Genomic DNA, 22,114 nt, shown 5'->3' on the forward strand with positions numbered 1-22,114 from the left:
ACGTGAGGGAATGCAGACGAGTCATGTTTTCTATTGCGCTTGACCAGTTGGAATCTGTTGATACAGCAGAATCCGCACAAGAATACAATAATCCCTACTCTCTTGATTCTGAAGCTAATTGGTGTCCGCCAGGGACAAGGTTTATTAATGGGGAATTGGTGATTATTCGTGAGTAATGAATAAACCTGTAATAACTTAGAAATAGCTACTTTATTCTTCTACTGTAAATCAGTTAATAATTGTTGCAATTTGTTGATTTAATTTCTCTAGGAAGGCTTCGTCATCATTACTAAAGCTATTTTGCCAACATTCGGGGGCTTCCGGCCAGTTTTGGGGATTGTAAGGCGGAAACTGCCCCGGCTTAATTTTATTTACTAACTGCACAACGCCAATTATCTTTTCATCAGCGGTGAAAATTGGCATTACCAAGAAACTACAAACTCTATAATTTGTTTTTTTTATACTACCCATTTCTGAGTTTCTCATTTCTTCATTTTCGGGATGCTCGTACCAATCGAAAGGAATATTGAGAGTTTTTTGAGATTCTATAACTTGCCCAGCAAATCCAGCAAACTGTGAGATTCTTACTTCTTGGATTTTATTGGAAATGGAGACTTTCGCGCATAGCTGCTGACGGCCATCATCTAGTACCCAGAGAGTAGCGCGATCGCAATTTAACAATAGTTTCAACCGTTCTTGTATCTTAACATGAGCCTCTTCTTCTAAACTTTCTATATCCCAGAAGGGAGACTTCAGATATTTTTGATATCCCTGCAATAACAAACTTCCCAAATCATCCGGGTGGGCACTGGCTCCCATTTGAACCAAATTCTGAACGAGTGGCGGATTCTTCCATAAATTCCAATTATTTCTGAGCCACAATCCTAAAGAAAAATGATAATCCTCAATAGAATCCTCCAGCAATTTGAGTTTCACGACGACTGATAGCATTTTGTCCAACTCGGTAATCGCTTCTTCTAAGTTGACCGGAATATAAACCCCTGTCGGTGAGTCGGGGTCGGGAGTGGCGTTAATTCGATAGCTTTCATTGGTTTCTGGAGTCGGGACTGGCGTTACTTCGATAACTTCTGTTGGTTTCTTCATCATTTTCCTCAATCGCGTTCTTATGGATTTTCAGAACAGAGATAATCGGCTCGTAGTAAAGCTTAACATGGTATGCTACTCGCACTGTCACAGTTGAGATTGTATCGACCGGGGCTAAACTTAAGTTTGTTGAACAATTTTTCTCTTCAGGCTTTATCAACAAATAACGCGATTGCCTCACAAGATTTATTAACTAAAATCCCTAGCTTTTTTTTAAATGGCTAGGTGTAGCGGCCTGTGATCTGCTGTAATACTTGCTCAAATTCCTGCACCATCCAGTTATGATTTGTGGTTCGATAAATGGGGAGCAGCGCTTGATAAAACCATAAACTAGACTCTTTTCCGACCTTAAAATAAGTCCATACTTCCTCACCATATTGATGTAATGAAGCCAAAAGAGACTTAGCATTATGCAGTTTATCTGCCAGAGAAACCAATCGCACTGAAGGTGAAGCGATTTCCAATTGATACAGATAGCGCTGTTTGCGTTCCATCCAAGGAGGTTTGGGAAGTGCTTCGGATTCGGTACATCCTTTAATGATTTCCAGAACTTCTGCACCAAATTGTTGACGAATTTCTGCTTGAGTTTGAGGGCCGCCTTGGTCTTCTAAGCTGTCATGTAATAAGCCAGCTATGGCTTCAGTTTCATTACCCCTAGCTTCTAATACTAATGCTGCTACTGAGAGCAAGTGGGCAATATAAGGCGTGCCATCAACTTTGCGAAATTGTTTGGCGTGTAAGCGAGTGGCATACACTAAAGCTAATTCAAATTTATCTGTGAGGATGGGTGATTTCATGGTTGAATTAATTAAGGTATAATCGAGCTTCTTCTGCTACTTCTTGAGCCAAACTCTGCCGCAATTTCCAAGGAAAAATTACTTCGCCCTTGGGTCGCCAAGACCGCAAACGTAGCCCAACATTCGTATCCCCGTCGCGATAATTAACTCGATAGTAAGCATCCTTTGGTGAACGAGATTGAAGAATTGTTAATAACTCATGACGATGTGGGGCATTGGTAGTTTGTTGTTGAATGAATCGCCATGCCTGTTGATAAGTAAGTGATTCAAAAGTTTCGTGGCGAAAGGTTTCTTGAATGTAGCGCAGGTTAAATTCGCGCTCAAATCGTAATAGCATCCATTTAGGTTCGAGGTAGAAATCAAAGCCCCAAGCTTGAGCGATTTTTTCTTCAATTACATCGGGTTGAGGTAATTGCTTGGGGTAAGCTTGATTTAAGCAATTAGGAAGGTGAGGCTCAGTCCAATCTAATTGTTGCATTTTAAGAATGCGGTCTAGGCGATAGTTGTACCATTCTCCTTGTTGGGTAGGTGTTTGTCCAAAAGCACAGAGATAAACTGCCCGTTGCACGTAGTAGATACAAACAGGATAAACAATACATTCAATTGTTTGTCCCATTCTGGCACTTTGATAAAGTAATTGAATGGGGGGAACGGGGTTAATTTCCCATAATTTGCACAATTGATCTTGCCAATCATCGACTAAATCCAGGGTGTCTTTAGAAATTACATAATCAACGTGCAAGAAAAATCGCTGTACTCCGCGTACTTCTCTGGAGTTTTGGGCGATGTTTGCTAGTTCTGGATGCAGGAAATTTAAGGGATATTGACTACTTTTTATGGGTGCTGAATCCTGATGGTTTTCTTCTGGATATTGGGGAAGTTGGGAGACACGATGATAGCATTGCTGTCGATATTCTAGCCACCCTAATTCTGTTAAAATTTCTAAATCTCCTTGAAGTGTCCGACGAGTGACACCAAATAATCGCTTGGATAATATTTGATCTAATTGAGGTACGGAATCGTGGGCTAATAAGGCTTGTCGCCACTGAGTTGCTGAAACTTGGCTATTAAACAACCAGTCGGCGGTGGTTTTTGCACAGGGACAATGGCAATCGTGTAGGTGGGGAATGGCTTCGCCTTTGGGATGGCTGGAAGTAAAAAAGGCATCGCGCCAATTGTAATAGGTAAAGGGGCGATCGAGGTCGAGGGAGGTTTGGCGATCGCCATAGATGGTGGAAAGCCATACCCAGAGACGAATGGCCCGCAGTAGATTTTGTTTGAGTGACCCCCTTGCTAACCATTGCAGTAGGGGAATGTGGGGATGTGCGCGGAATAGGATGTCTGACATTAGCGCTAAGGGAAAAATTTAATTTCAGTTTAATCTTAGTTGGAAATGGTGGCTTCCAGGTAGGTGTATGATGGGTTTATTCCTAAAAGTGATAGACCGATGACTACTTACAAAATTGACCTGGAAAGCGATGTACTGAAAGTAAACTTTGGGGAACCCGCACAAAATGACCAAATTGTGCGAGATGTGGCGGTGAGGTTAGAGGAAATGACGGAGACGGGAGAATTGAAGGGGGGAGTGTTGCTGAAAATCAATGGCCCAGCTTCGTTACCGGTGGCTTGCGTGTTGACTCATAAGGTGGCTCATCTTTATGGGGCTGTTAGTGTTTTCGATCCGAAAATCGGCAAATACGTAATTTGTATTACTCATAATCCAGCTTATAAGATTGGCGATTTAATTGATTAATTAAGGTGAGGGTTGACGTTATGAAAGTTGTGCTTTGTGGGCCGCCTCATTCTGGTAAATCTTGTTTAAGGGAGGGGTTGAAACAGGCTATTATGGCTATACATCGAGGAGGGAAAGCACCCTATCCTTATTTTATCACTGGTTGTCCAGATGGTGAGGGTTCTTGGTATATACAAACAGTCCGTAATAATCCCGATTTAGCTGCACGGTTAAAGAGGGAATATAAAGCTAAATTTACTTTAGCTTTTGCTGAAAAAATAGCTTTTGATGTGAAGAATGCGAGTTTACCTTTAACTCTAATTGATGTTGGGGGAAGGATTGATGGAAAGAATAAAATTATTATGGAACACGCGACTCATGGGGTTATTTTAGCTGGGGATTTGGGTAAAGTTGGGGAGTGGGAAAGGTTTTGTGGGGAGTTGAATTTGAAAGTTATTGCGATTGTTCATAGTGATTATGAGGGGAAGTTTGATGCGATTGAATGTGAGTCTCCTATACTGAGGGGGAGTGTTCATTATTTGGAACGGGGGGAGGATGTTTCGCAGCGTCCGATGGTGCAAGTTTTGGCGAGGGTTTTGGTGGGATTGAGTAATGGGGGGTGAGGGGGCGCGATCGCTTTCTGTAGCCTGAGTAATTGTTATAATTTAGTAAAAATTTAGGGGAATCTATGAGCAGTAACAATGGTAATGATTGGGAAGATCATCAAGTAGATCATCTGTTTTTGCTGGTTGGGGAGAATCCTTTGCCGAATTATGTGGCGGCGAGACTACTAATCAAACCTAAAACAGATCAAGAAAAACAGAAAAATCCTAGCATTGTTTATCTTGTTCACACTACAAAGACTGCTGGTGACGATAAACCCGCAGGTCTTTTAGAAAAAGAACTCAAAAAACATAACATCACTATCAAACAGATATCTCTGGGTGATGATGAGTCTGATGGAGACAAAATTAGAGCCAAAATTAAAGAGAAAATTCAACCCAAAGGAAAACCTCCTTTACAGGGAAGACTAGGCTTAAATTACACAGGCGGTACGAAAGCAATGGCAGTACACGCCTATCAAGCATTCCAAGAACTTCAGCTTACTGATCCTGTATTTAGCTATCTTGACTCTCGTAAATTAGCCATGCACATTGATGGCAAAGACAAACCTATCCCAGTTGATCTAGCGTTATCACCTGCACCGAAATTAGAGATAATTCTGGGATTGCATAATCTATCTTGGAAAACAGATCCAATTCGTCAATCTCAATTACCAGATATTGCTGAAGCATTTGCCAAATTACATCTAAATTCTGATTTAGCGAGAACATGGAGAAAATGGTGCGATGGAGTATTTAAGTCATTGAAAAATACCCAAGGTTATTGGCGACAAGATAGTGAGTTTTCTAACCCACCTCACCTGAAATTATCGGTGACTACACCCGTAAATGTTACAGTTCCCAATGAAATTCAAGAAATATTGAGAAAGGAGTTGGGTTGGGCTTTGACGGATGAACTTAGCTTAACAATTGCTAAAGACAAAGGTAGATTTACTACTTTTGGTGATGTTTGTCAATGGTTGGATGGGGGATGGTTAGAAGATTATGTATTATCGCAAGTAGAGAAAATAGCGACAAAATACTCTCTGCATGATTCGATTATGTCTCTCCATATTAAAGATCCAAGAAATCCTAACAGGCCAACCGATCAATTTGAATTTGATGTTGCCTTTTTAAGAGGATATCAACTTTGTGGGATCTCCTGTACTACCAGTCCTGACCACAAGAAGTGTAAGCAAAAGCTGTTTGAAGCGCAATTGCGAGTTCAACAATTAGGGGGTGATGAAGCAAGAGTAGCGTTAGTGTGCTGTGATGACTTACCCAGTGAGTGGTTAAAAAAGGAACTAGATTTTGTTGTAGATGATAGTAAAATAGAAGTTTTTGGGAGACAAGACTTAGAGCCAACTAAATTTGCTAAAAAACTTGATTTGTGGATTTTTAGGAATGCTGGCAAGTGACAAAACTATATATTCGGCAATATGCCGATTATGCGACCGCCTAAATCAACAATTTTTTAGGAATGAAAAATGACTGAATATACAGCTACAATTATTGACACAACTGGGATTCAACCTTATATTTTTGGGAGTAACCGCCTCCGAGAAAATATTGGTGCATCTTTCTTAATTGCAGAAGCAACAAAGCAATGGGTTAAAGAAGCTTTGACCGATCTGGGTAAACCTTTTTATTTTCCCGATCCTGAATTATCTGAACAGGGTCAGGAATCACAGCCTGAACCAAATGCCAAGCCGTATATTGAAGATGGGAATTTAGTAGCCGAAGTTATTTATGCAGGTGGAGGTAATGCAGTTTTACTCTTTACATCCCATGATGATGCTGTAGATTTTACTAAAATTTTAAGTTGTCGAATTTTGAAGAAAGCACCAGGACTTAACCTAGTTGTTGCTCACAAAAAATTTGATTTTGATGATCAAGAAAGACAACTAAGACAAGTTATTGACGACTTAATGAAAAATGAAATGGAAGCTAAAAAACGACAACGGATTCCCTCTGTACCCTTGTTAGGATTAGGTGTAACAGCCTCTTGTAATTCAACTCAATTACCCGCCATAGGAACTAGCGATCAATTTGATTCACCTAAAGAGGATAAATATTGGGTTTCTACAGAAGTTAAGTACAAACTAAAAAAGGTCAATGACGCTAATAAAAAGCTGAACAACTTTTTTGAAGGATTTGTCCCCGAACTTTATGAATTTCCGCTTCGGGCTGATCATTTAGGTAGAACTCAGGATGAATCTAGTTATGTGGCTGTTGTTCATGCTGATGGGAATAGTATGGGCGATCGCTTTCAAAAACAAAGTGAAACAGCATCAACCAACCGAGAATATATTACCAAAATGCGCGAGTTATCTTGGAGCGTTAATAAAATAGGTAAAGATGCTTTAATAACCGTTATAAAAACACTTGTTAATTCTATTCAGCATAATTCCGAAGGTGGTTTTATTAATTGGCTTGATACAGAAGGTCAGCTATTTAGTAAAATTGAACTGAAGAAAAATCCTGAAAATGGCAAATTTTACCTACCTTTTCGTCCCCTCGTTTATGGAGGAGATGATGTCACCTTTATTTGTGATGGACGATTAGGATTAACTCTAGCGACTCTTTTCTTAAAAGAATTTGAAAAAACGGCAGCAGATGGAGAAAAATTAACAGCTTGTGCTGGAATTAGCATTGTTAAATCTCATTATCCTTTTGCGCGTGCTTATGAATTAAGTGAGTCTTTGTGTGGTAGTGCAAAGAAAATGGTACGCGAAGGAGGACGTGGATTTTCTGCCTTAGATTGGCATATTGCTGCGAGTGGTTTAATCGGTTCTCTGGGTGATATTCGTAAGCGAGAATATCAAGTTAATAGTTCTGGTTCTGGAACGGAAAAAAATCTTACTATGCGTCCTATTCGACTTAAAGGAGAAAATGAAAAATGGCAAAACTGGGATGATTTTGAAGCTGTTGTGAGAGAATTTAATATAGGTGATGATTGGCGGGATAAACGCAATAAAGTTATTGCCTTAAGAGAAGTCTTACGCAAAGGTTCAGATGCAACTCAACAATTTTTGCATCTTTACCGAATGCAAGAGTTACCCTCTTTTGAGCATACTTCTTATGATGACTTAAAGACAAGAGGTTGGGTTGATGATGGTAAAGAAGAAAGAGTTTGCGGTTATTTTGATGCAATTGAAGCAATGGAATTTTATTTTCCCTTATCAGGAGTGAACGATGAGTAATTATTTTATTAACATTGAACTATTAAGCGATACCACCTTCGGACGAGGAGATGGAGTTGCAGGCTTAATCGATCAAGAAGTTGAACACGATTCCTATGGATTTCCCTATTTGCGAGGACGTACATTAAAAGGATTATTAAGCGAAGAATGTGACAATTTATTGTGCTTAATTCCCGATCCTCAAGAACATTGGCTAAATGCTAGAAATAGCTTACTAGGTAAAGCAGGAAGTACAATAGAAACCCAGTCCAGAATGCACGTTGGTGATGCTTGCTTACCGGATGATTTGCGTAGAGAAGTCGCCAAGCAATTTGAGCTAGAGAAATATAGAGGAAAAATAACTCTAACTCCCACAGATATTCTCTCATCTTTAACCACCTTTCGGCGACAAACTGCTATTGATTCTAAAGAGGGTGTTGCCAAAGATAAAAGTTTACGTTCTAGTCGAGTTGTTTTGCGAGAACTCTGTTTTAAAGCACCCATTACTTTAAATCTAAAACCTTCCGATGATTCCCAGAAAATACTAGCTCTTTTAGCTGTTAGCGTCCTCGCATTGCGTCGCATTGGAAGTGGACGAAATCGAGGTCGAGGTCATGTTAAATGTACATTATGGCAAAGGCAAGAAAATCAAAACCCCGAAGAAATTACTACAAAACATTTACGTTATCTTGAACAGGAGACAAAAGCATGAGTGCCATTACCTTTACCCTTCATACTCAACAGCCTATATTAGCGACATCCTTTCAAGGAGATCCTAACAGTGATGTTTCCTATCCATATATTCCAGGGAGCATGATTCGGGGTGCTTTAATTGGTCGCTATCTCAAACAAAATCCCGCTATAGGGGATGATATTCTGGCTGATACTCAGGTTAGACATTTATTTTTTTCGGGTCAAGTTCGTTACCTCAATGCGTATTTAGTCACTAAGGAAGAATATCAACCTCGAAGCTTACCAACACCTCGATCTTGGTTTCAGAATAAAGGAGAAGAACCATTAGAGAAAATTTACGATCTGAGTCGGATGGAATTGTCTGATTTAGACTCTGGTATTTCACCAAAGCCAGTTAAGCAGCAGTTTTGCAGCGTTAATCATACAGATGTTATACTGTATAAAGAAGAACGTCGCATTAATATTCATAACCAAAGACATCGTAGTAAAGGTAGATCGACAGAAGCAGCAGGGGAGGTATTTCGTTATGAAGCTTTAGACGCTAATCAGCAGTTTCAATCGGTAATTTTATGTGAAGAAAAAGATAAGCAAGTTTTGGAAGAGTTACTTAAGGAAAATGATAATATTTGGTTAGGTGGTTCTCAAAGTGCAGGCTATGGACATACTAAAATCAGTGAATTTCAATTTCACGAAACTTGGGATGAAGTTGGTAAAAATCAAAGTTTAGAAAACCGAATTGAAAGTGAATATTTCCAAATTACCCTTCTGAGCGATATGATTCTTCAAAATGAATGGGGTCAATATGTTGTAAAACCACCGATCCAACTTTTAGCAGAATCATTAGATATAGAACCTGAACAATTAAAATTGCAAAAAGGTTATATGTCTAGCACTTTAATAGGAGGGTTTAATAAAAAATGGGGTTTACCTTTGCCTCAAGTTCCGGCAATCGCATCAGGAAGTGTTTTTGTTTTTAAATCTTTACTGCTTGATTTACAGCGAGTTAAAGATTTAGAGTTTTATGGGCTTGGAGAAAGAACTATTGAAGGTTTTGGACGAGTTGCGGTTAACTGGTTAAATTTAGATAACAGTACAGAATTTTCTGCTACTTTACCAAAATTTGAACCCAGTTCTACAGATCCTCCAAAACTTCCAACGGGTTCAAAATCAGCACAGTTAGCAAAAGAAATGGCAAAACGTTTATTTTGTCAAAAATTAGATGAAAAATTACGTCAGAAAGTTAGTGAATTTAACATAGAAGGAAATATCAGCAATAGCCAACTTTCTCGGCTGATGATTGTTGCAAGGAAAGCACTTAACGATCCTGAACTGGGAAATAAGCCAAATCTTCAGCAAGTTAGCGACTTACTGGGTAATTTACCATCCAATGCAAGCGATCAGTTTGAATATGCAAAAATAGGTAATCAATCACTTGAAAGACAAATTAAAGAGTGGATGTCAGGTTGGATTGATATTTCACCTGTGACAATTGCTGGAGAATCCTATGATTTAAGTCAAGATGAAAATTTAGCCCCTAAGTACACGCTACTTTTAATTATGGCAATTGCCAAAAAAGCAACTAAGGAGTAAATCAATGATTGAAAACTTACAAAGATCCGATCATCGTCGAATTACCAAACGAATTATTATTCGGGGTATTTTGATATTGGATACACCCACTTGTTTAGGAAGTGGTGATGCAGATAGTCCCACTGATTTACCATTACTCAGGGATAGTATTAGCGATCGCGCTTTGTTAACAGGTTCATCAATTGCCGGTGCTTTGCGGAACTATTTACATGAATACGAACAAGGTTATGGGAAAAGTGAAATTAGTCAAGAGTTAGCGACTAAACTTTTTGGTCATCTGTTTCGTTACGAAGGTGACGAGCCAAAGGAAGAAGAAAATCAAAGCCCTCTAATTATTGATGATGCAATTAGTAGTACAATTCCAGTGATTGAATTACGGGATGGAGTGAAGATTAAAAGTGCAACAGGTACAGCCGAAGATGGTGCCAAATATGATTTAGAATTGCTGGAAGCCGGAACAGAATTTTTACTCAATTTTGAGTTACTCATTGAAAAAGATGAAGCTGAATTAAAAAAAGCACTCGCTATTGCTTTAAAGGGATTAGAGAAAGGTGAAATTTGCCTGGGGATGAAAAAGCGTCGAGGTTTTGGTCGTTGTTATGTAGAAAAGTGGCAAGTTTCGGAGTTTGATTTACAAAAGCATAAAGACCGAATCGAGTGGTTAAAGTTTGATCACTGGACTAGGGAATTATTCAATAAAAGGAAGTCATTTGAATCAATTGTAGTCGCACTTGGAGGAGTATCGCTGAAACAACAGATTGATCAGCGCGATCGCCTTTCCATCCATGCTAAATTTAAACTAGCTACTCCTTTACTCATTCGCTCCAGTCAAGACTTAATTCAAAATAACCGATCTCCTGATGTTGTACATTTACACTCTGAAAGAAAGGGAAAACTTCAGCCTATTGTTTCAGGTACAAGTTTAGCAGGCGTACTATGGCATCGAGCCGAGCGAATTGTTAAGACATTGGGTAAAGACTTGCAAATAGTTTATGATCTTTTTGGTATAGTTGAAAGACAAAGGGCAAAAGCAAGCCGTCTAGTTATCCAAGAAAGTGTTATAGAAAATACGGCTGAATTAGTGCAAAGTCGAATCGCGATCGACCGCTTCACAGGAGGTACTTATCACGGAGCATTATTTAGTGAACAGCCTATTTTTGGACTAGAAGAAGCTGAGGAAGAAAAGAAACCCAAAAACAAAAATACTTCCCCAAAATCTCAACCTATTAACAAGAATCAACATATTGAGCTTAAACTTGAATTGCGTGATCCAAAAGAACATGAAATTGGCTTGCTGCTACTACTACTTAAAGACTTGTGGACAGGTGACTTACCTGTAGGCGGTACAAGTAGTATTGGCAGGGGACGGTTAGAGGGAATAGAAGCAACTATAACTTGGCAACAGCCAGAAAAAACAGAGAAAAAATGGGTAATCTCTCAAAACAATGGAAAGCTCAAATTAACTCAAGAGGACAAACAAAAATTAGAACATTTTGTTAGCAAATTTATGGAGGAAATGTAATGAATCAGGAGTTATGTCAGACATCAATTGAAAGTTTTATGAAACAGTCCCTTAAGGATTGGCTAAAACAGAAGGCGAAAGATCATCATTTACACTATCTATTAGCTCATGCTGAAGATGGAGTTATCTGGGGACGTTTTGATGTAGAGACTGGGGCTTTAATAACTGCTAGAGAGGTGTTTTCTGAGTGTGATTTTCCTGAATTGCGTTTAAACACTTTGCAACAATGCCGAGTGTTTGGAAAAGCAGGTGAAGTATTACTGTGGAATAGTAGTGGGAAGTGGAAATCGCGCCTCATTCTTGAAACTAAAGCATCAGAATTAATCAGTAAAAACCAAAACAAAATTGGTTTAATCCCAGAATCTCAAGTTCTTTGGGGAACTAAAGGACAAGAAAATAAAGAGTATGGCTTTACCCTGCTTTTAGATGGTTCTGAAGGATTAAAACACGCTGTACCTCTCACTGATATAAACTTTGAGAAAGATAAAGATGAGAAAATACTAAAACGTTCAGTTAGATTAGACATACATCACTACTTCTGTTATGACTCAGATGGAGTCGCTAGAATTTTTATCAGTCGTCTCGTATCTCTTAACTAAGGAAATAATTCAATGAATCCCAGACATTTACCACAAGTCAAAAGTGACCGTAAAGCAGTTGCTCCCTATAACTTTGTAGAGTTACCGAATAAAATTGTAGAGGCAGAACTTCAATGTAATGGAAAATTGCGAGATAACGATCGCTACTACCCCGATCGTCATACTGGCAAAATCAAATGTACATTAAGAACAGAATCACCTCTCTATATTCGTTGTGGTCTGACTCCAACTGATTTCTCAAACTTTAGTGATAAGCTTAATGAATATTTAACATCAGAGCAGCGCAAGACAAAAGCTGAGTTTTTTCAGTATCCCTCAAATTCCTATCCTGTTCTCCCAGGTAGCAGCTTGCGAGGAATGTTGCGGACTTTGGTAGAAATTATCAGCTTTGGAAAAATTGAGCAAGTTTCAGATCGGAAAAAATTCTTTTTCCGTGCAGTTGCGGCTGAAAATGACGATCCGCTTAGGGATGTATATAAAGCTCGTATTGGCAATATGGCGAAAAATGTTAAAGCTGGTTACTTAGAATTTGACAAAAAACAAAATAAATGGTTTATCAGACCCTCTAATAAAATTGACGATAAATTATTTATTGAAGTGAAGGAAGAGGATATTAAAGACGATATTCCTTCCCTAATTATCTTAAAAAAAGCTAACTATATTCCTCAGTATATCCAAATTAGCTTTGAGGTAACACCAACATCTATACAGGTTAGTGAAAACTTGACTAAATATTCCCAAAATGGGCAAACTGGATGGCTCATTACTAGCGGCAATATGCTTGAAAATATGCTTGAAAAAACTACGGAAAGAGAACGAGAAAAATTACTTGGAAAAAAAGAAGGCCGTAAGTATCATTACATCATTGCGGAAGTTGATCGCTCTGTGAAGCGAATTGAAATTAGCTCAGATGCAATTAGAGATTATCGGGAAGCACTTACTAATTTTCAGAAAGGAGAAGAAAAGCAATTTAAAAATAATTCTAAAAATCGCTTTGACAAAAAAAAGGGGGTGATTCAAGAGGGACTACCTATTTTTTACTGCGACCCAGAGCCAGTAACATTATTTGGCCAGAGTCCTAATTTTCGCATTCCTTATTCTCCAAATAATGACGGTAGAGCCGCTTCAGCAGTTGATTTTATTCCCAAACACATAGGTGAATCAGACAAAATAGACTTAGCCGATGCAATCTTTGGTTTTGTCAGACGTAGAAAAGATAAAAAAGAGGAACTTCCATCTAATGAAAAGAAAGAAAAGCGAGAACAATCTCGTGCAGGGCGTATTTTTGTTAGCGATGCTCGCTATGTAACTGATGAGGAAGGAATCTGGCTCAAAGATAACCCCAATGATACAATAACACCCCAAATTCTTGCCAGTTCTAAACCAACGACATTTCAGCACTATTTAGTTCAAAAAACCGATGAAAAATCAGATCTCAAACATTATGGTAGTAAAACTGTAATTCGCGGACATAAGCTTTACTGGCACAAAGGGGATGTAAAAACTGGTATTCAAACAGATGCGAGTCCAGAGGAAATTGAAAAAAAACGATCGCAGTACACAGAAATCAAGCCTATCAAAGCCGGAGTCACCTTCGAGTTTTCAATTAACTTTGAAAATTTGAGTAATGTAGAATTGGGCGCACTGCTGTGGATATTGACTCTCGCTAGTGACAATGCAAACCAACTAAAATTACTTGATTTAGATGGGAAAGAAAAATATTGCTTGTCTCTTGGTATGGGTAAACCGTTAGGAATGGGTGCAGTGACTATTGAAAAATCCGAACTTATCCTTAATGAACGATCCCAGAATAAGCCTCAGCAGCGATACACCCAGCTATTTGATGTTAATGACGATAATTGGTTAACAGGCGATCGCCCTTGCTCTGCTGATGAATACAAATCTTGTGTAGAAGCATTTGATTGCTATATTATCGAGCGCGTTGATGATTCAGATTTACCAGAAGGTTGTCCTGACAGAAAAGATTTAAGGTTGAAAGATATTCCGCGTATTCAGATGCTTTTAGCTATGCTGAGTTGGAATTTTCCACCAGTTGATGAAACGCGATATATGGAAATTGAAAGAGACATAAATAAGGGTTATCGTGGTAAACGGGTTAAGCAAAATGAGAAAACTAAAGATGAATATGAGGATCGCTTGGTACTACCAACTCCATTGCAAATAAAAGGATGGGAAGATACGCACAGAATTAATAACTCTCCTGTATCACCTTCAACAAGGGTAACTGACAGTAATTCTGAAGGAAATAACCCAAATCCTTTAGCTAGACCACAAAAACCGAAACCCTAAAATGCGATCGCACCCACCCCCTCCCATGAACCTTAACCACCACTTCCACACCCTCACCGGCTTTCCCCCCCGCCAATTCCAACTAGAAACGATCGCAAACCTCCTCGATCGCGAAAACATCCTCCTCCGCGCTCCCACCGGTTCCGGGAAAACGGAAACCGCGATCGCACCCTTCCTCTTCGCTAAACCCCTACAAATCGACTTCCCCAACAAACTCATCTACGTTGTCCCCCTACGCACCCTCGCCAACAGCCTACGCCAACGCACCGAAACCCTGATCCAACGATGGTCAACCATTCACCCTACCCCCCGCCACCTCACCGTCACCCTCCAAACTGGAGAAAACCCCGAAGATCCCCGCTTTGAAGGTGATATTATCTTCTGTACCATCGACCAAATGTTAAGCAGCTTTCTTAATATTCCCTATTCTGTCGGTCGCGGTTCTGCTAATGTTAATTCTGGAGCTATTTTTGCCTCCTATTTAGTATTTGATGAATTGCATCTTCTTGACCCTGAACGTTCTTTTACTACGGTATTAAAAGTTTTGCAACAAGTTAAAGAAATTACCCCTTTTTTGTTGATGACAGCGACTTTGACTGATGAACTTTCTCGACAAATTCAAACAGTTATTGAACATGAAAATCATTGAAGTTAGCGACACAGATTTAGTCGAAATTGAGGGAAATCGCCACCGCACTTTTCAGGCAATTTCTACCCCATTAACGGCTGATGTAATTCTTAATGATATTCAAAGCCATCGCCGTCAACGGGTAATAGTTATCTGTAACACCGTTTCTCAATCTCAAGGACTTTTTCAAGATTTAACCCAAATTAATCACACTGAAACCTTAAATGTTACTCTGCTACATTCACGTTTTTTACCCGAACATCGCGCCCAAAAAGAAGCAGAAATTCAAGCTAATTTCTCGGAAAATTGGCAGGATGACGGGCAATGTTATCTGCTAATTGCCACTCAAGTTATTGAAGCAGGATTGAATATTACCTGTGAAGTCATGCACACTGAACTTGCCCCTATGAACTCACTATTACAACGGGCGGGACGTTGTGCTAGATTTAAGGGCGAACGAGGGGAAGCTTATGTTTATTGGCAAATTAAAATTAACTCAGAATTGGGGGAATTAGCCCAGTCAGATTTAGAATTAGAAACGGCAGAAGTAACGCCAGAAAAGAAAAGTTTTCTACCATATAATAAAGAACTTTGTCAAAATACTTGGCAGGTTTTACAATCTCATAATCAATCAGAATTAGCCCATGAAAATGTCGGGTTTAAGTTAGAACAAGACTGGATTAATCAAGTTCATTTGGTGGCGGATTTATTGGAAAATGAAAAGAGAAAGAACGATCGATCTGAATTTGAACGCAAGTTTAATGATGCTATTTTTAAAGGAAATCGTGAATGGGCTGATGATTTAATTCGTTCCGTAGATAACCGCAATCTATTTATCTGGAATGAACCAACCATCATTGATTTTGATGACTCAGTGCAAATTGACCCGAAAAAGCTATTACCTTTCTCGGTTCCCCTGACTACTCTCTGTAAAGTTTGGCAAGAAGTAAAGAATTTAGGTTATGAAACTGATTGGATATTTAAGCGGATTGCATACCCAGAAAAGAAGGGGTCGGAAACTTACGCGCTACCGAGTTATCCCCGCATTCATTCCTATAATGAGTTACAAAGTAGCTTTCAAATTTTAGTTAATCCTCGTTATGTTTACTATGATGAGGAAGTGGGTTTGCAGTTGGGAGTTAAGATTACTGGGAATCGCTTTTTTTCTCCCAATAAACCGATGAAAATGGCGGTTAGCGAATATCAATATCAGATGGATACTTATGTTGCTCATCTGGGTTGTATGTGGCAATGTTGGCGCAATCCCTTTGCAACGAAGGTATTAAAAAATGGCGTTTTGGTTGACATTAAATATCTTAGTGTTCGGGATGAACTTCAGAAGGTAGGGGGGCAGTTTATTCAGCAGAAAATTTTTCCTAATGCTACGTCAGACGATACCGCCGCGCTGTTTGAATATTTGGTAATGTTGGCTATTTTTACTCACGATTTAGGCAAATTGCAGCAAAAATGGCAATCAGTAATGAGAGGATGGCAAAGTATTGCCTATCGTGATTTTCAGGGGAAATCTCCTAAGTCTTTTCTGTTAGCTCACACGGATTATAACCCAGGGGGAAAAGCACAAAAGGATGCTCTCAAAGCCTATGAAAAGCAGCATAAACGTCCTAATCATGCGGTGGAAAGTGCTTTTCTGGCTCAATATATTTTAGGACAATATCTCGCTCCTTTATTGGGTGAGTATTTCTCGGCGACTTCTGAACAAATTTCTGGGGTGGCTTATACGATTCTTTTGGCGGCGGGGCGGCATCATTCGGCTTGGGCGAAGGGATGGGAAATGAAGGATGTTAGTCAGATTAAGGAGATTGTATTACATCCGGGGGCTAACAGTGCGATCGCGGCTAGTTGGCGCAGCCTTGTGCGATTTTTGCCTGATTCTTTATCTCTGCCGGCAGGGACTCCGATTTTTAGTCAATCTCGCTATCAAGTTAGAGAGATTGATTTGAATAAGTTTTCTAATACTGAGATTGATTATTTGCACCTTTATTCTCTGGTGGTGAGGGCTTTGCGATTGTGCGATATGCGCTCGGTGCAACTTTAATGGTTTCAGTCCCGTTGCCGGGATTCTATTAATTGAAAGTTGGTTATCAGTATTGCCCTGCGCCTGTGACGCGGTGACGTTTCAGTCCCGTTGCCGGGATTCTATTAATTGAAAGTCCGCTGGCTGAAACCCAGACAGACAAGGCATCCTGAAGCCAGTTTTCGTGAACCTCAAAAACACCTTCATTTCAGGCTCTCTTATTGCTAGTAATTAGCAATAAATAGACGACCTCAAGCGTGTAAACTATTCTCTTGTCAAGGTTCTAGCGATTTTCGTGAACCTCCCGAAGAAATCGCCCTCGCTTCGGTTCACGAAAATCATAGTAAACCCAAAACATCTCCCTTGTCAAGCCTCTTTTCCAAATAATCGCAAAACCCAGGCTCAGAGACGAACCTGGGTTTTAGGTTAAGCAGATATTCTTGAAGAACAGAACTTACGCACGGGAGGTCAAAAACCCGGTTTCCGCGTCAATATTTCTCGAAAAAAGCCATGACTTTGGGCAGAAACCGGGTTTTTTGCGTAAAGCTACAGCATAATCACCTGTTCCCGTGCCGGCTTCTCCGAACCATAAGTAATCGTCCGCCGCACCGAGCCCGCATCCAAAACATAAATCCGCACCCCATCCTCAAGTTTAATCAACTTCTCAATCTGAGTTTGTAGCTTCGCAAACTGCATCGCCGTCAAGAAACATTCAAACACACTATATTGCGTCCACTTCCCATAACCAGAAAGCAACTTATGTAATCGAGTTCGTCGCTTATTCGCCAAATCATTATCCGGCAAATCGTAGATAATCAAATAAAACAAAGTATCCTTCATCGCAACACCAAAGGTTTGTAATTTACACCCTCTTGCAAATAGCGACCCAACAATCGAGCTTGTAACTCAATTGCCCGTCGATAAGTGCAACGATAATCAAATACTGGATGGGTAAACTCATCATTCATCTTGTCTTCAAACGCCTGCAAAAATCGCTTACGTGCATCATCAGCCAGACGATAAGCACCCAAACTTTCCGTAAAATCCTGGGGCTTAATTTGGCGATTATTCAACACCGAAAACACCAAACTATCCCCCACCAACGGACGAAACTCCTCCATTAAATCCAACACCATTGAAGGTTGACCCCGACTCACTTCATGCAAGTAGCCAATATAAGGATCTAAACCTACAATATGCACCGCAGATGTCACCTGTACCCGCAACAATCCATAGGCAAAACTGAGCAAAGAATTAACCGGGTCCGTAGGCGGGCGACGATTTCTCCCCGGAAAAAACCAAGGCTCTTTTAAAATAGCCGACCAATCCGCAAAATAGTCCTTAGCCGCAATCCCTTCCACCCCTCGTACTTCATCCAAAGTTTGCTTTTGTGCCACTAATTTCTTGTGACTTTTCAGTGGACTATCACTAATTTTTTGCCGATACAAAATCGTAAATTGATTTTGAATCTTTGCCGTTACAATCGCCTTCACTAACTGCAAACGACGCTCCGTATCTTTATATAATTCAAACTGTGCCAACCGCAGGGCTCCATTGCGAGAATATCCCGGTAATGCACAGCCTAAATATTTGCCAAAAATCGACAAATAGTGTATAGGAATCCCCAATTCTAAAGAATATGTCAGCGCATCCCCCGTAACTTGGGGATTACCCATTAAAACTATTTGTTCCACAGTTTGCGCCGCCACAGAATACTTTTTCCAAGTATCATCAGGTTGTTTCATCGCCACCACAAAAGCTTCATATTTTTTGCTTAAAACAGCATCCGGTTGAGTAACATAAAGAACAGTCATAGTTTAAACTCCTTCGCGTAGTAATTGTTTAACTTCAAAAGGCAGACAAATTCCCATTAAGCTACAAGCTTGACACTTTTTAGCATTGTCAATCGGCGGCGGTATTTTGCCCTTGGCAGTTTTAGTAGCCATGCTAATAGCTTGTTCTGTCATTTGTCGTAACTGAGAGGTAAATTTTACCTGCTGTCGCCGACGATTGGCATGATAGAAAATCTCGCCGTAGGCAATATCTCTACCCGTGCGTTCTTCTAAGCACAAAGCCGCCGCACAAACTTGAAAATAATCATTAAGATGCTGTGCCATTTTTCCCTTTTTATATTCCAAAGGAATTAGCTGATGATCCCGTTCTTCCACAGCATCAATAATGCCACTTACTTTCAGGCGTTCACTCCATACCCACTGTTGGCGATGAATGAGAATAGCGCCCTCTTGAGTAGTTCCTTCCTGGTTGATATTCTCGTGAATATGGCGACCTAAAATAATGTGTTCATTGTCCTGCATTTCTCCTAATTCATATTCAAGGTAAAAGCGTCTTGGGCAATATTCCCAAGCATTGAGATAGGCCAAAGGTAAGTAATTGTCATTCATGGCTAAAGTATCTGTAACGCCGCCCTCTGGGCGGTATGTTAACGCCCAGAGGGCGGCGTTACGTATTTGTGTTTAATTAGAAGTAATTAATCGAGTTTGTCCCATCCCCATTGCTGTCTTGCGGCCCACCCCAGCAAAGGCCGCAAAATGAGCTAAAATTGTCGCTATTTTCGCTTGTTCTGGCTCAGAAAATTCATACTTTACCCATCCTTTTGCCCCAATTTCTGCCCCCGATTTCATCTTCATGGCCAAGGTTTTTAAATCATAAGCAGCCGTCAATCCCTGCCATTCAATTAAAGGAAATTGCAGATTTTCAGGGGCTAACATATTCCACTTTCTCAGCAAACTAGAAAACACTAATTCTGGCAGGGGAAAGGGTTGGATTTTTTGACCTTGTTTAAAGCTAGTCGGTGAAAAAAACTCCAGATGAATCAGCCGTTGAGTTGGCAATTGAGTTAAAGCTTCAAAGGTGGTAGATTGCTTAATTTCTATCCATTTACCCAAACGGCAATCAATCCCCGTCCAAGCCACATCTACATTCATATCTTGACTCATACCCCACAACAAAGGAGCCAATAAATTACCCTGTAGTAACCCAATCCTTAAAAACATTTGCGTCCGAGATGCCCCAGGTTTCATCACCAAAGTAATTGGAAAAAACTCGGCATTATGCAAATATTCAGCTAAACCTGGGTCAGCACGTCCTAACCATTGGAGACATTGAGCATGAAGCGCCCGTCCTAGCGTGGGTGGCAAAGGTGCAGAGGCAAAAAAGGGAATTTCTAGGACATAAAGCTGGTGATTATCTACTTCAATGCCAGTTAATTCATAACATCTTCCCTGCCATTCTAACACCGTTCGACAGCTAATTTCTTGAATAATTTGCTGCATTATCACCGGATAATTCTTAGCATTAGCCGTCACTGCCATCACCTTCTGCACTCCCTGTTGTTTGGCCAAGGGAACCAAAACTGGAGAAGTTTCTAACTCCGATAACCAATCAGTTAAAGGAGTAGCATTGATGCTGCTAGTTGGCTGCAATACTAGCCTAATTCCGGCAATTGATGAATTATTTTGATTTGATGAATTATTTTCTTTGGTAAAGGTCATATCGCGCACTACTCGCTATTAATTCCAGAGGTAAAAAGCCTGGTTGAATCATCCGGTCTTTGTCTAATTGAGCCTTGGTTGTAGAAAAAGGATTGATTTTATTAAAGGTAGTATTAGCACCTAAATCATCCATTGGTTGTACTGTAAAACTTTGGCTTAAACTTGGTTGAAATTGGGGGTTATGAGTGCGTTCCGTTGCCTCTGGGAGATATTGAAAAAAGCAACCTCGTTTGCCAAAATAGTTAATTTGAGCCAATAGTTTCTCTAACTGATTTAACTGAGATGTCGGGCCACAACAAAGCTGCAAATTTCCATCTAAATACACCCACTCTCGAAACACAAAACCATCTTGTATCGCTAAAGTAGGTTTATTTTTATCCGCTTTATCCGCCGTTTGGTCATAGTAGCGAAGTTTGTAGCCATTGCGATTTACTAGCAAACGTTCGGGAGGTTGCAGAAAAATTTGTAAGTCCCGAATCCAGGCAAATTCGTCTTTTATCCAAGCATCAAAGTTGGTAGAATGTGCTAGACCTTCGGCTTCTAATAATACCTTCAACAAAGCCATTTTGATAGCGTAGGGAGTCGGGACTAAATTTGACCGGGCGGCCATGCTAGTAGCATCGGAACGTTTGAGGGAAAATAAACTTACGGGTTGGTAGCTAACTGTTAGCCATTGGTTTAAATTTTTCCCTATTTCCGCCTCTGGTAGAGGCGGGATGACGGGATTTTTTGATTTATTCAATTGTTTCGGCATTGTCACTCTCCCAAGGTTGTGCGACGGCAATTAAAGTTTGGATGCGTTCGGCAAATTCTGCCATGTTGCTAAAGGGAAATAAATGTACTGTCCCCTCACCATTTAACCGATTTAGGGTATTAGCAATACTTTCAATTTGACGGTGATAACTTTCCTCCAAAGGACTAATCATCGGTGCGGGACAGCGGCGGGTGGTAACGCTAATTACACCTTCAAAATGGTCGGGATGGGGTAAATTTGTATTACGCTTGGCTCCATTGGGTTGCAAGTAGGTGTAAAGTACGCTTTTGAGTAAGGCATTGAGACGTTTTTTGCGAGTAGCGACATCAATGGCATACTTAAAAGTGTGGGGATTGTAGCCAATCCGAAAGGCCTCTAAGTTGAGAACTGTGGCATATAAACCAGAACTAATTTGCACATTATAAGGTGTAGGATTATCGACACCATACTTGGCATGAAAATAGCTTTGAGTTTTGACAAAGGTGGGTAAACCAACGACAGCGCCAAATTCAATTACTGACTCCCGTTTAAGGGTTTGTCCTTTCTTTTCTGTCACCATAAAGCCTTCTAAATCGCTGATGGTGCAACGTTGCAAAACTTGGTTAGTCTTGCTGGATAAGTCACCATTGGGGTCAGAAAAAAGCCCTAAGTTATGGTCGATATCATAGCCGATGCGGTCGGGGTCAAATCGTTTGCCACCTTCGGATAAACTTAGCCCTTCTTCGAGGGCGATGCGATGCAAATGTTCGGATTGAATATGTTTGAACATATCGCCAGAAATGCCATTCACAAATTTAGGTTCGGGGTCGCCTTTTTGGACGATATAGTAACGGCGGGTGAGGGATTGATTGCCTTCGTTGCCTTCATTGTTGAGGGCGTGTAATTGTAAGGAAATTTGGCCGCTGATGGAAATGGAATAAACGGGAATTGTTTGGTTAGTCATGGTTAATTCTCCTTATGTTTCTATCTTTTGTAGGGGCAATCCCCCTGTGGTTGCCCCTTGGGTTTGGGCGGGCACGGGGGCACTTTCCCTACGTTTCTTCTGGGGTTTGGG

Annotated in this window: 21 protein-coding genes; 12 read left to right on the top strand and 9 right to left on the bottom strand. The window is 40.2% G+C overall.

What is annotated here, in order from left to right; all coding sequences use genetic code 11:
* Positions 1–23 precede the first annotated feature (23 nt).
* On the top strand, positions 24–176 hold the full coding sequence (locus PY364_RS25405) for a hypothetical protein (RefSeq protein WP_275570489.1): 153 nt from the start codon (positions 24–26) through the stop codon (positions 174–176).
* 52 nt (positions 177–228) lie between these two features.
* Here PY364_RS25405 and PY364_RS25410 read toward each other — a convergent pair whose 3' ends face one another.
* The 3 genes from PY364_RS25410 to PY364_RS25420 form a co-directional block, all read right to left on the bottom strand.
* On the bottom strand, positions 229–1,107 hold the full coding sequence (locus PY364_RS25410) for a GAF domain-containing protein (protein ID WP_275570490.1): 879 nt from the start codon (positions 1,105–1,107) through the stop codon (positions 229–231).
* Positions 1,108–1,325: 218 nt separating this feature from the next.
* Positions 1,326–1,901, bottom strand: a complete 576-nt coding sequence (locus PY364_RS25415; protein WP_275570491.1) for an HD domain-containing protein — start codon at positions 1,899–1,901, stop codon at positions 1,326–1,328.
* Positions 1,902–1,908: 7 nt separating this feature from the next.
* Positions 1,909–3,249 (bottom strand): TIGR03985 family CRISPR-associated protein, encoded by a 1,341-nt coding sequence (locus PY364_RS25420; RefSeq protein WP_275570492.1) that lies wholly within the window; start codon positions 3,247–3,249, stop codon positions 1,909–1,911.
* 99 nt (positions 3,250–3,348) lie between these two features.
* On the opposite strand from PY364_RS25420, the gene PY364_RS25425 reads away from it, so the two are divergent.
* The 11 genes from PY364_RS25425 to cas3 all read left to right on the top strand — a co-directional run bounded on the left by PY364_RS25425 (position 3,349) and on the right by cas3 (position 16,815).
* Complete coding sequence (locus PY364_RS25425) at positions 3,349–3,654, top strand: CRISPR-associated protein Csx3 (RefSeq protein ID WP_275570493.1); 306 nt, start codon at positions 3,349–3,351, stop codon at positions 3,652–3,654.
* A gap of 20 nt (positions 3,655–3,674) precedes the next feature.
* The gene (locus PY364_RS25430; protein ID WP_275570494.1) at positions 3,675–4,256 is read left to right on the top strand and encodes a hypothetical protein; all 582 of its coding nucleotides are present in this window, start codon (positions 3,675–3,677) and stop codon (positions 4,254–4,256) included.
* Positions 4,257–4,321: 65 nt separating this feature from the next.
* Positions 4,322–5,653, top strand: coding sequence for a DUF1887 domain-containing protein (locus tag PY364_RS25435; RefSeq protein ID WP_275570495.1), 1,332 nt, complete (start codon positions 4,322–4,324; stop codon positions 5,651–5,653).
* 69 nt (positions 5,654–5,722) lie between these two features.
* Entirely contained in the window at positions 5,723–7,438 is a 1,716-nt protein-coding gene (locus PY364_RS25440; RefSeq protein WP_275570496.1) for a hypothetical protein, read from the top strand.
* Complete coding sequence (locus PY364_RS25445; protein ID WP_275570497.1) at positions 7,431–8,129, top strand: RAMP superfamily CRISPR-associated protein; 699 nt, start codon at positions 7,431–7,433, stop codon at positions 8,127–8,129. Before PY364_RS25440 ends, PY364_RS25445 begins: the two co-directional genes overlap by 8 nt.
* The gene (locus PY364_RS25450) at positions 8,126–9,700 is read left to right on the top strand and encodes an RAMP superfamily CRISPR-associated protein (protein ID WP_275570498.1); all 1,575 of its coding nucleotides are present in this window, start codon (positions 8,126–8,128) and stop codon (positions 9,698–9,700) included. The genes PY364_RS25445 and PY364_RS25450 overlap by 4 nt, the downstream gene beginning before the upstream one ends.
* 4 nt (positions 9,701–9,704) lie before the next feature.
* Positions 9,705–11,222, top strand: coding sequence for an RAMP superfamily CRISPR-associated protein (locus PY364_RS25455; protein WP_275570499.1), 1,518 nt, complete (start codon positions 9,705–9,707; stop codon positions 11,220–11,222).
* Entirely contained in the window at positions 11,222–11,821 is a 600-nt protein-coding gene (csx19, locus tag PY364_RS25460) for a CRISPR-associated protein Csx19 (RefSeq protein ID WP_275570500.1), read from the top strand. The genes PY364_RS25455 and csx19 overlap by 1 nt, the downstream gene beginning before the upstream one ends.
* Before the next feature lie 12 nt (positions 11,822–11,833).
* A complete protein-coding gene (locus PY364_RS25465; protein ID WP_275570501.1) occupies positions 11,834–14,131 on the top strand; it encodes a TIGR03986 family CRISPR-associated RAMP protein in 2,298 nt (765 codons plus the stop codon).
* A 1-nt stretch (position 14,132) separates the two neighbouring features.
* Positions 14,133–14,780 (top strand): DEAD/DEAH box helicase, encoded by a 648-nt coding sequence (locus PY364_RS25470; protein WP_275570502.1) that lies wholly within the window; start codon positions 14,133–14,135, stop codon positions 14,778–14,780.
* Positions 14,767–16,815: a CRISPR-associated helicase Cas3' gene (cas3, locus tag PY364_RS25475; protein WP_275570503.1), complete on the top strand. Its 2,049-nt coding sequence runs from the start codon at positions 14,767–14,769 to the stop codon at positions 16,813–16,815. The genes PY364_RS25470 and cas3 overlap by 14 nt, the downstream gene beginning before the upstream one ends.
* A 525-nt stretch (positions 16,816–17,340) precedes the next feature.
* On the opposite strand, the gene cas2 is transcribed toward cas3, so the two are convergent.
* The 6 genes from cas2 to PY364_RS25505 form a co-directional block, all read right to left on the bottom strand.
* Positions 17,341–17,634, bottom strand: a complete 294-nt coding sequence (cas2, locus tag PY364_RS25480) for a CRISPR-associated endonuclease Cas2 (RefSeq protein ID WP_275570504.1) — start codon at positions 17,632–17,634, stop codon at positions 17,341–17,343.
* Positions 17,631–18,608, bottom strand: a complete 978-nt coding sequence (gene cas1d / locus PY364_RS25485) for a type I-D CRISPR-associated endonuclease Cas1d (protein ID WP_275570505.1) — start codon at positions 18,606–18,608, stop codon at positions 17,631–17,633. Before cas1d ends, cas2 begins: the two co-directional genes overlap by 4 nt.
* Positions 18,609–18,611: 3 nt before the next feature.
* Positions 18,612–19,196 carry a CRISPR-associated protein Cas4 gene (gene cas4 / locus PY364_RS25490; RefSeq protein ID WP_275570506.1) on the bottom strand — a complete coding sequence of 195 codons (585 nt, stop codon included), beginning with the start codon at positions 19,194–19,196 and terminating at the stop codon, positions 18,612–18,614.
* 72 nt (positions 19,197–19,268) lie between these two features.
* Positions 19,269–20,306, bottom strand: a complete 1,038-nt coding sequence (gene cas6, locus PY364_RS25495; protein ID WP_275570507.1) for a CRISPR system precrRNA processing endoribonuclease RAMP protein Cas6 — start codon at positions 20,304–20,306, stop codon at positions 19,269–19,271.
* Positions 20,284–21,060 (bottom strand): hypothetical protein, encoded by a 777-nt coding sequence (locus tag PY364_RS25500; protein ID WP_275570508.1) that lies wholly within the window; start codon positions 21,058–21,060, stop codon positions 20,284–20,286. Before PY364_RS25500 ends, cas6 begins: the two co-directional genes overlap by 23 nt.
* Complete coding sequence (locus PY364_RS25505; protein ID WP_275570509.1) at positions 21,041–22,003, bottom strand: DevR family CRISPR-associated autoregulator; 963 nt, start codon at positions 22,001–22,003, stop codon at positions 21,041–21,043. Before PY364_RS25505 ends, PY364_RS25500 begins: the two co-directional genes overlap by 20 nt.
* Positions 22,004–22,114: the final 111 nt, after the last annotated feature.

Source organism: Kamptonema sp. UHCC 0994 (assembly GCF_029167235.1).
Taxonomy (GTDB): domain Bacteria; phylum Cyanobacteriota; class Cyanobacteriia; order Cyanobacteriales; family Microcoleaceae; genus Kamptonema.

Excerpts from the sequence above, each read along its gene's own strand:
- PY364_RS25405 (WP_275570489.1), top strand. The coding sequence starts at position 24 with ATGTTTTCTATTGCGCTTGACCAGTTGGAATCTGTTGATACAGCAGAA.
- PY364_RS25410 (WP_275570490.1), bottom strand. The coding sequence starts at position 1,107 with ATGATGAAGAAACCAACAGAAGTTATCGAAGTAACGCCAGTCCCGACT.
- PY364_RS25415 (WP_275570491.1), bottom strand. The coding sequence starts at position 1,901 with ATGAAATCACCCATCCTCACAGATAAATTTGAATTAGCTTTAGTGTAT.
- PY364_RS25420 (WP_275570492.1), bottom strand. The coding sequence starts at position 3,249 with ATGTCAGACATCCTATTCCGCGCACATCCCCACATTCCCCTACTGCAA.
- PY364_RS25425 (WP_275570493.1), top strand. The coding sequence starts at position 3,349 with ATGACTACTTACAAAATTGACCTGGAAAGCGATGTACTGAAAGTAAAC.
- PY364_RS25430 (WP_275570494.1), top strand. The coding sequence starts at position 3,675 with ATGAAAGTTGTGCTTTGTGGGCCGCCTCATTCTGGTAAATCTTGTTTA.
- PY364_RS25435 (WP_275570495.1), top strand. The coding sequence starts at position 4,322 with ATGAGCAGTAACAATGGTAATGATTGGGAAGATCATCAAGTAGATCAT.
- PY364_RS25440 (WP_275570496.1), top strand. The coding sequence starts at position 5,723 with ATGACTGAATATACAGCTACAATTATTGACACAACTGGGATTCAACCT.
- PY364_RS25445 (WP_275570497.1), top strand. The coding sequence starts at position 7,431 with ATGAGTAATTATTTTATTAACATTGAACTATTAAGCGATACCACCTTC.
- PY364_RS25450 (WP_275570498.1), top strand. The coding sequence starts at position 8,126 with ATGAGTGCCATTACCTTTACCCTTCATACTCAACAGCCTATATTAGCG.
- PY364_RS25455 (WP_275570499.1), top strand. The coding sequence starts at position 9,705 with ATGATTGAAAACTTACAAAGATCCGATCATCGTCGAATTACCAAACGA.
- csx19 (WP_275570500.1), top strand. The coding sequence starts at position 11,222 with ATGAATCAGGAGTTATGTCAGACATCAATTGAAAGTTTTATGAAACAG.
- PY364_RS25465 (WP_275570501.1), top strand. The coding sequence starts at position 11,834 with ATGAATCCCAGACATTTACCACAAGTCAAAAGTGACCGTAAAGCAGTT.
- PY364_RS25470 (WP_275570502.1), top strand. The coding sequence starts at position 14,133 with ATGCGATCGCACCCACCCCCTCCCATGAACCTTAACCACCACTTCCAC.
- cas3 (WP_275570503.1), top strand. The coding sequence starts at position 14,767 with ATGAAAATCATTGAAGTTAGCGACACAGATTTAGTCGAAATTGAGGGA.
- cas2 (WP_275570504.1), bottom strand. The coding sequence starts at position 17,634 with ATGAAGGATACTTTGTTTTATTTGATTATCTACGATTTGCCGGATAAT.
- cas1d (WP_275570505.1), bottom strand. The coding sequence starts at position 18,608 with ATGACTGTTCTTTATGTTACTCAACCGGATGCTGTTTTAAGCAAAAAA.
- cas4 (WP_275570506.1), bottom strand. The coding sequence starts at position 19,196 with ATGAATGACAATTACTTACCTTTGGCCTATCTCAATGCTTGGGAATAT.
- cas6 (WP_275570507.1), bottom strand. The coding sequence starts at position 20,306 with ATGACCTTTACCAAAGAAAATAATTCATCAAATCAAAATAATTCATCA.
- PY364_RS25500 (WP_275570508.1), bottom strand. The coding sequence starts at position 21,060 with ATGCCGAAACAATTGAATAAATCAAAAAATCCCGTCATCCCGCCTCTA.
- PY364_RS25505 (WP_275570509.1), bottom strand. The coding sequence starts at position 22,003 with ATGACTAACCAAACAATTCCCGTTTATTCCATTTCCATCAGCGGCCAA.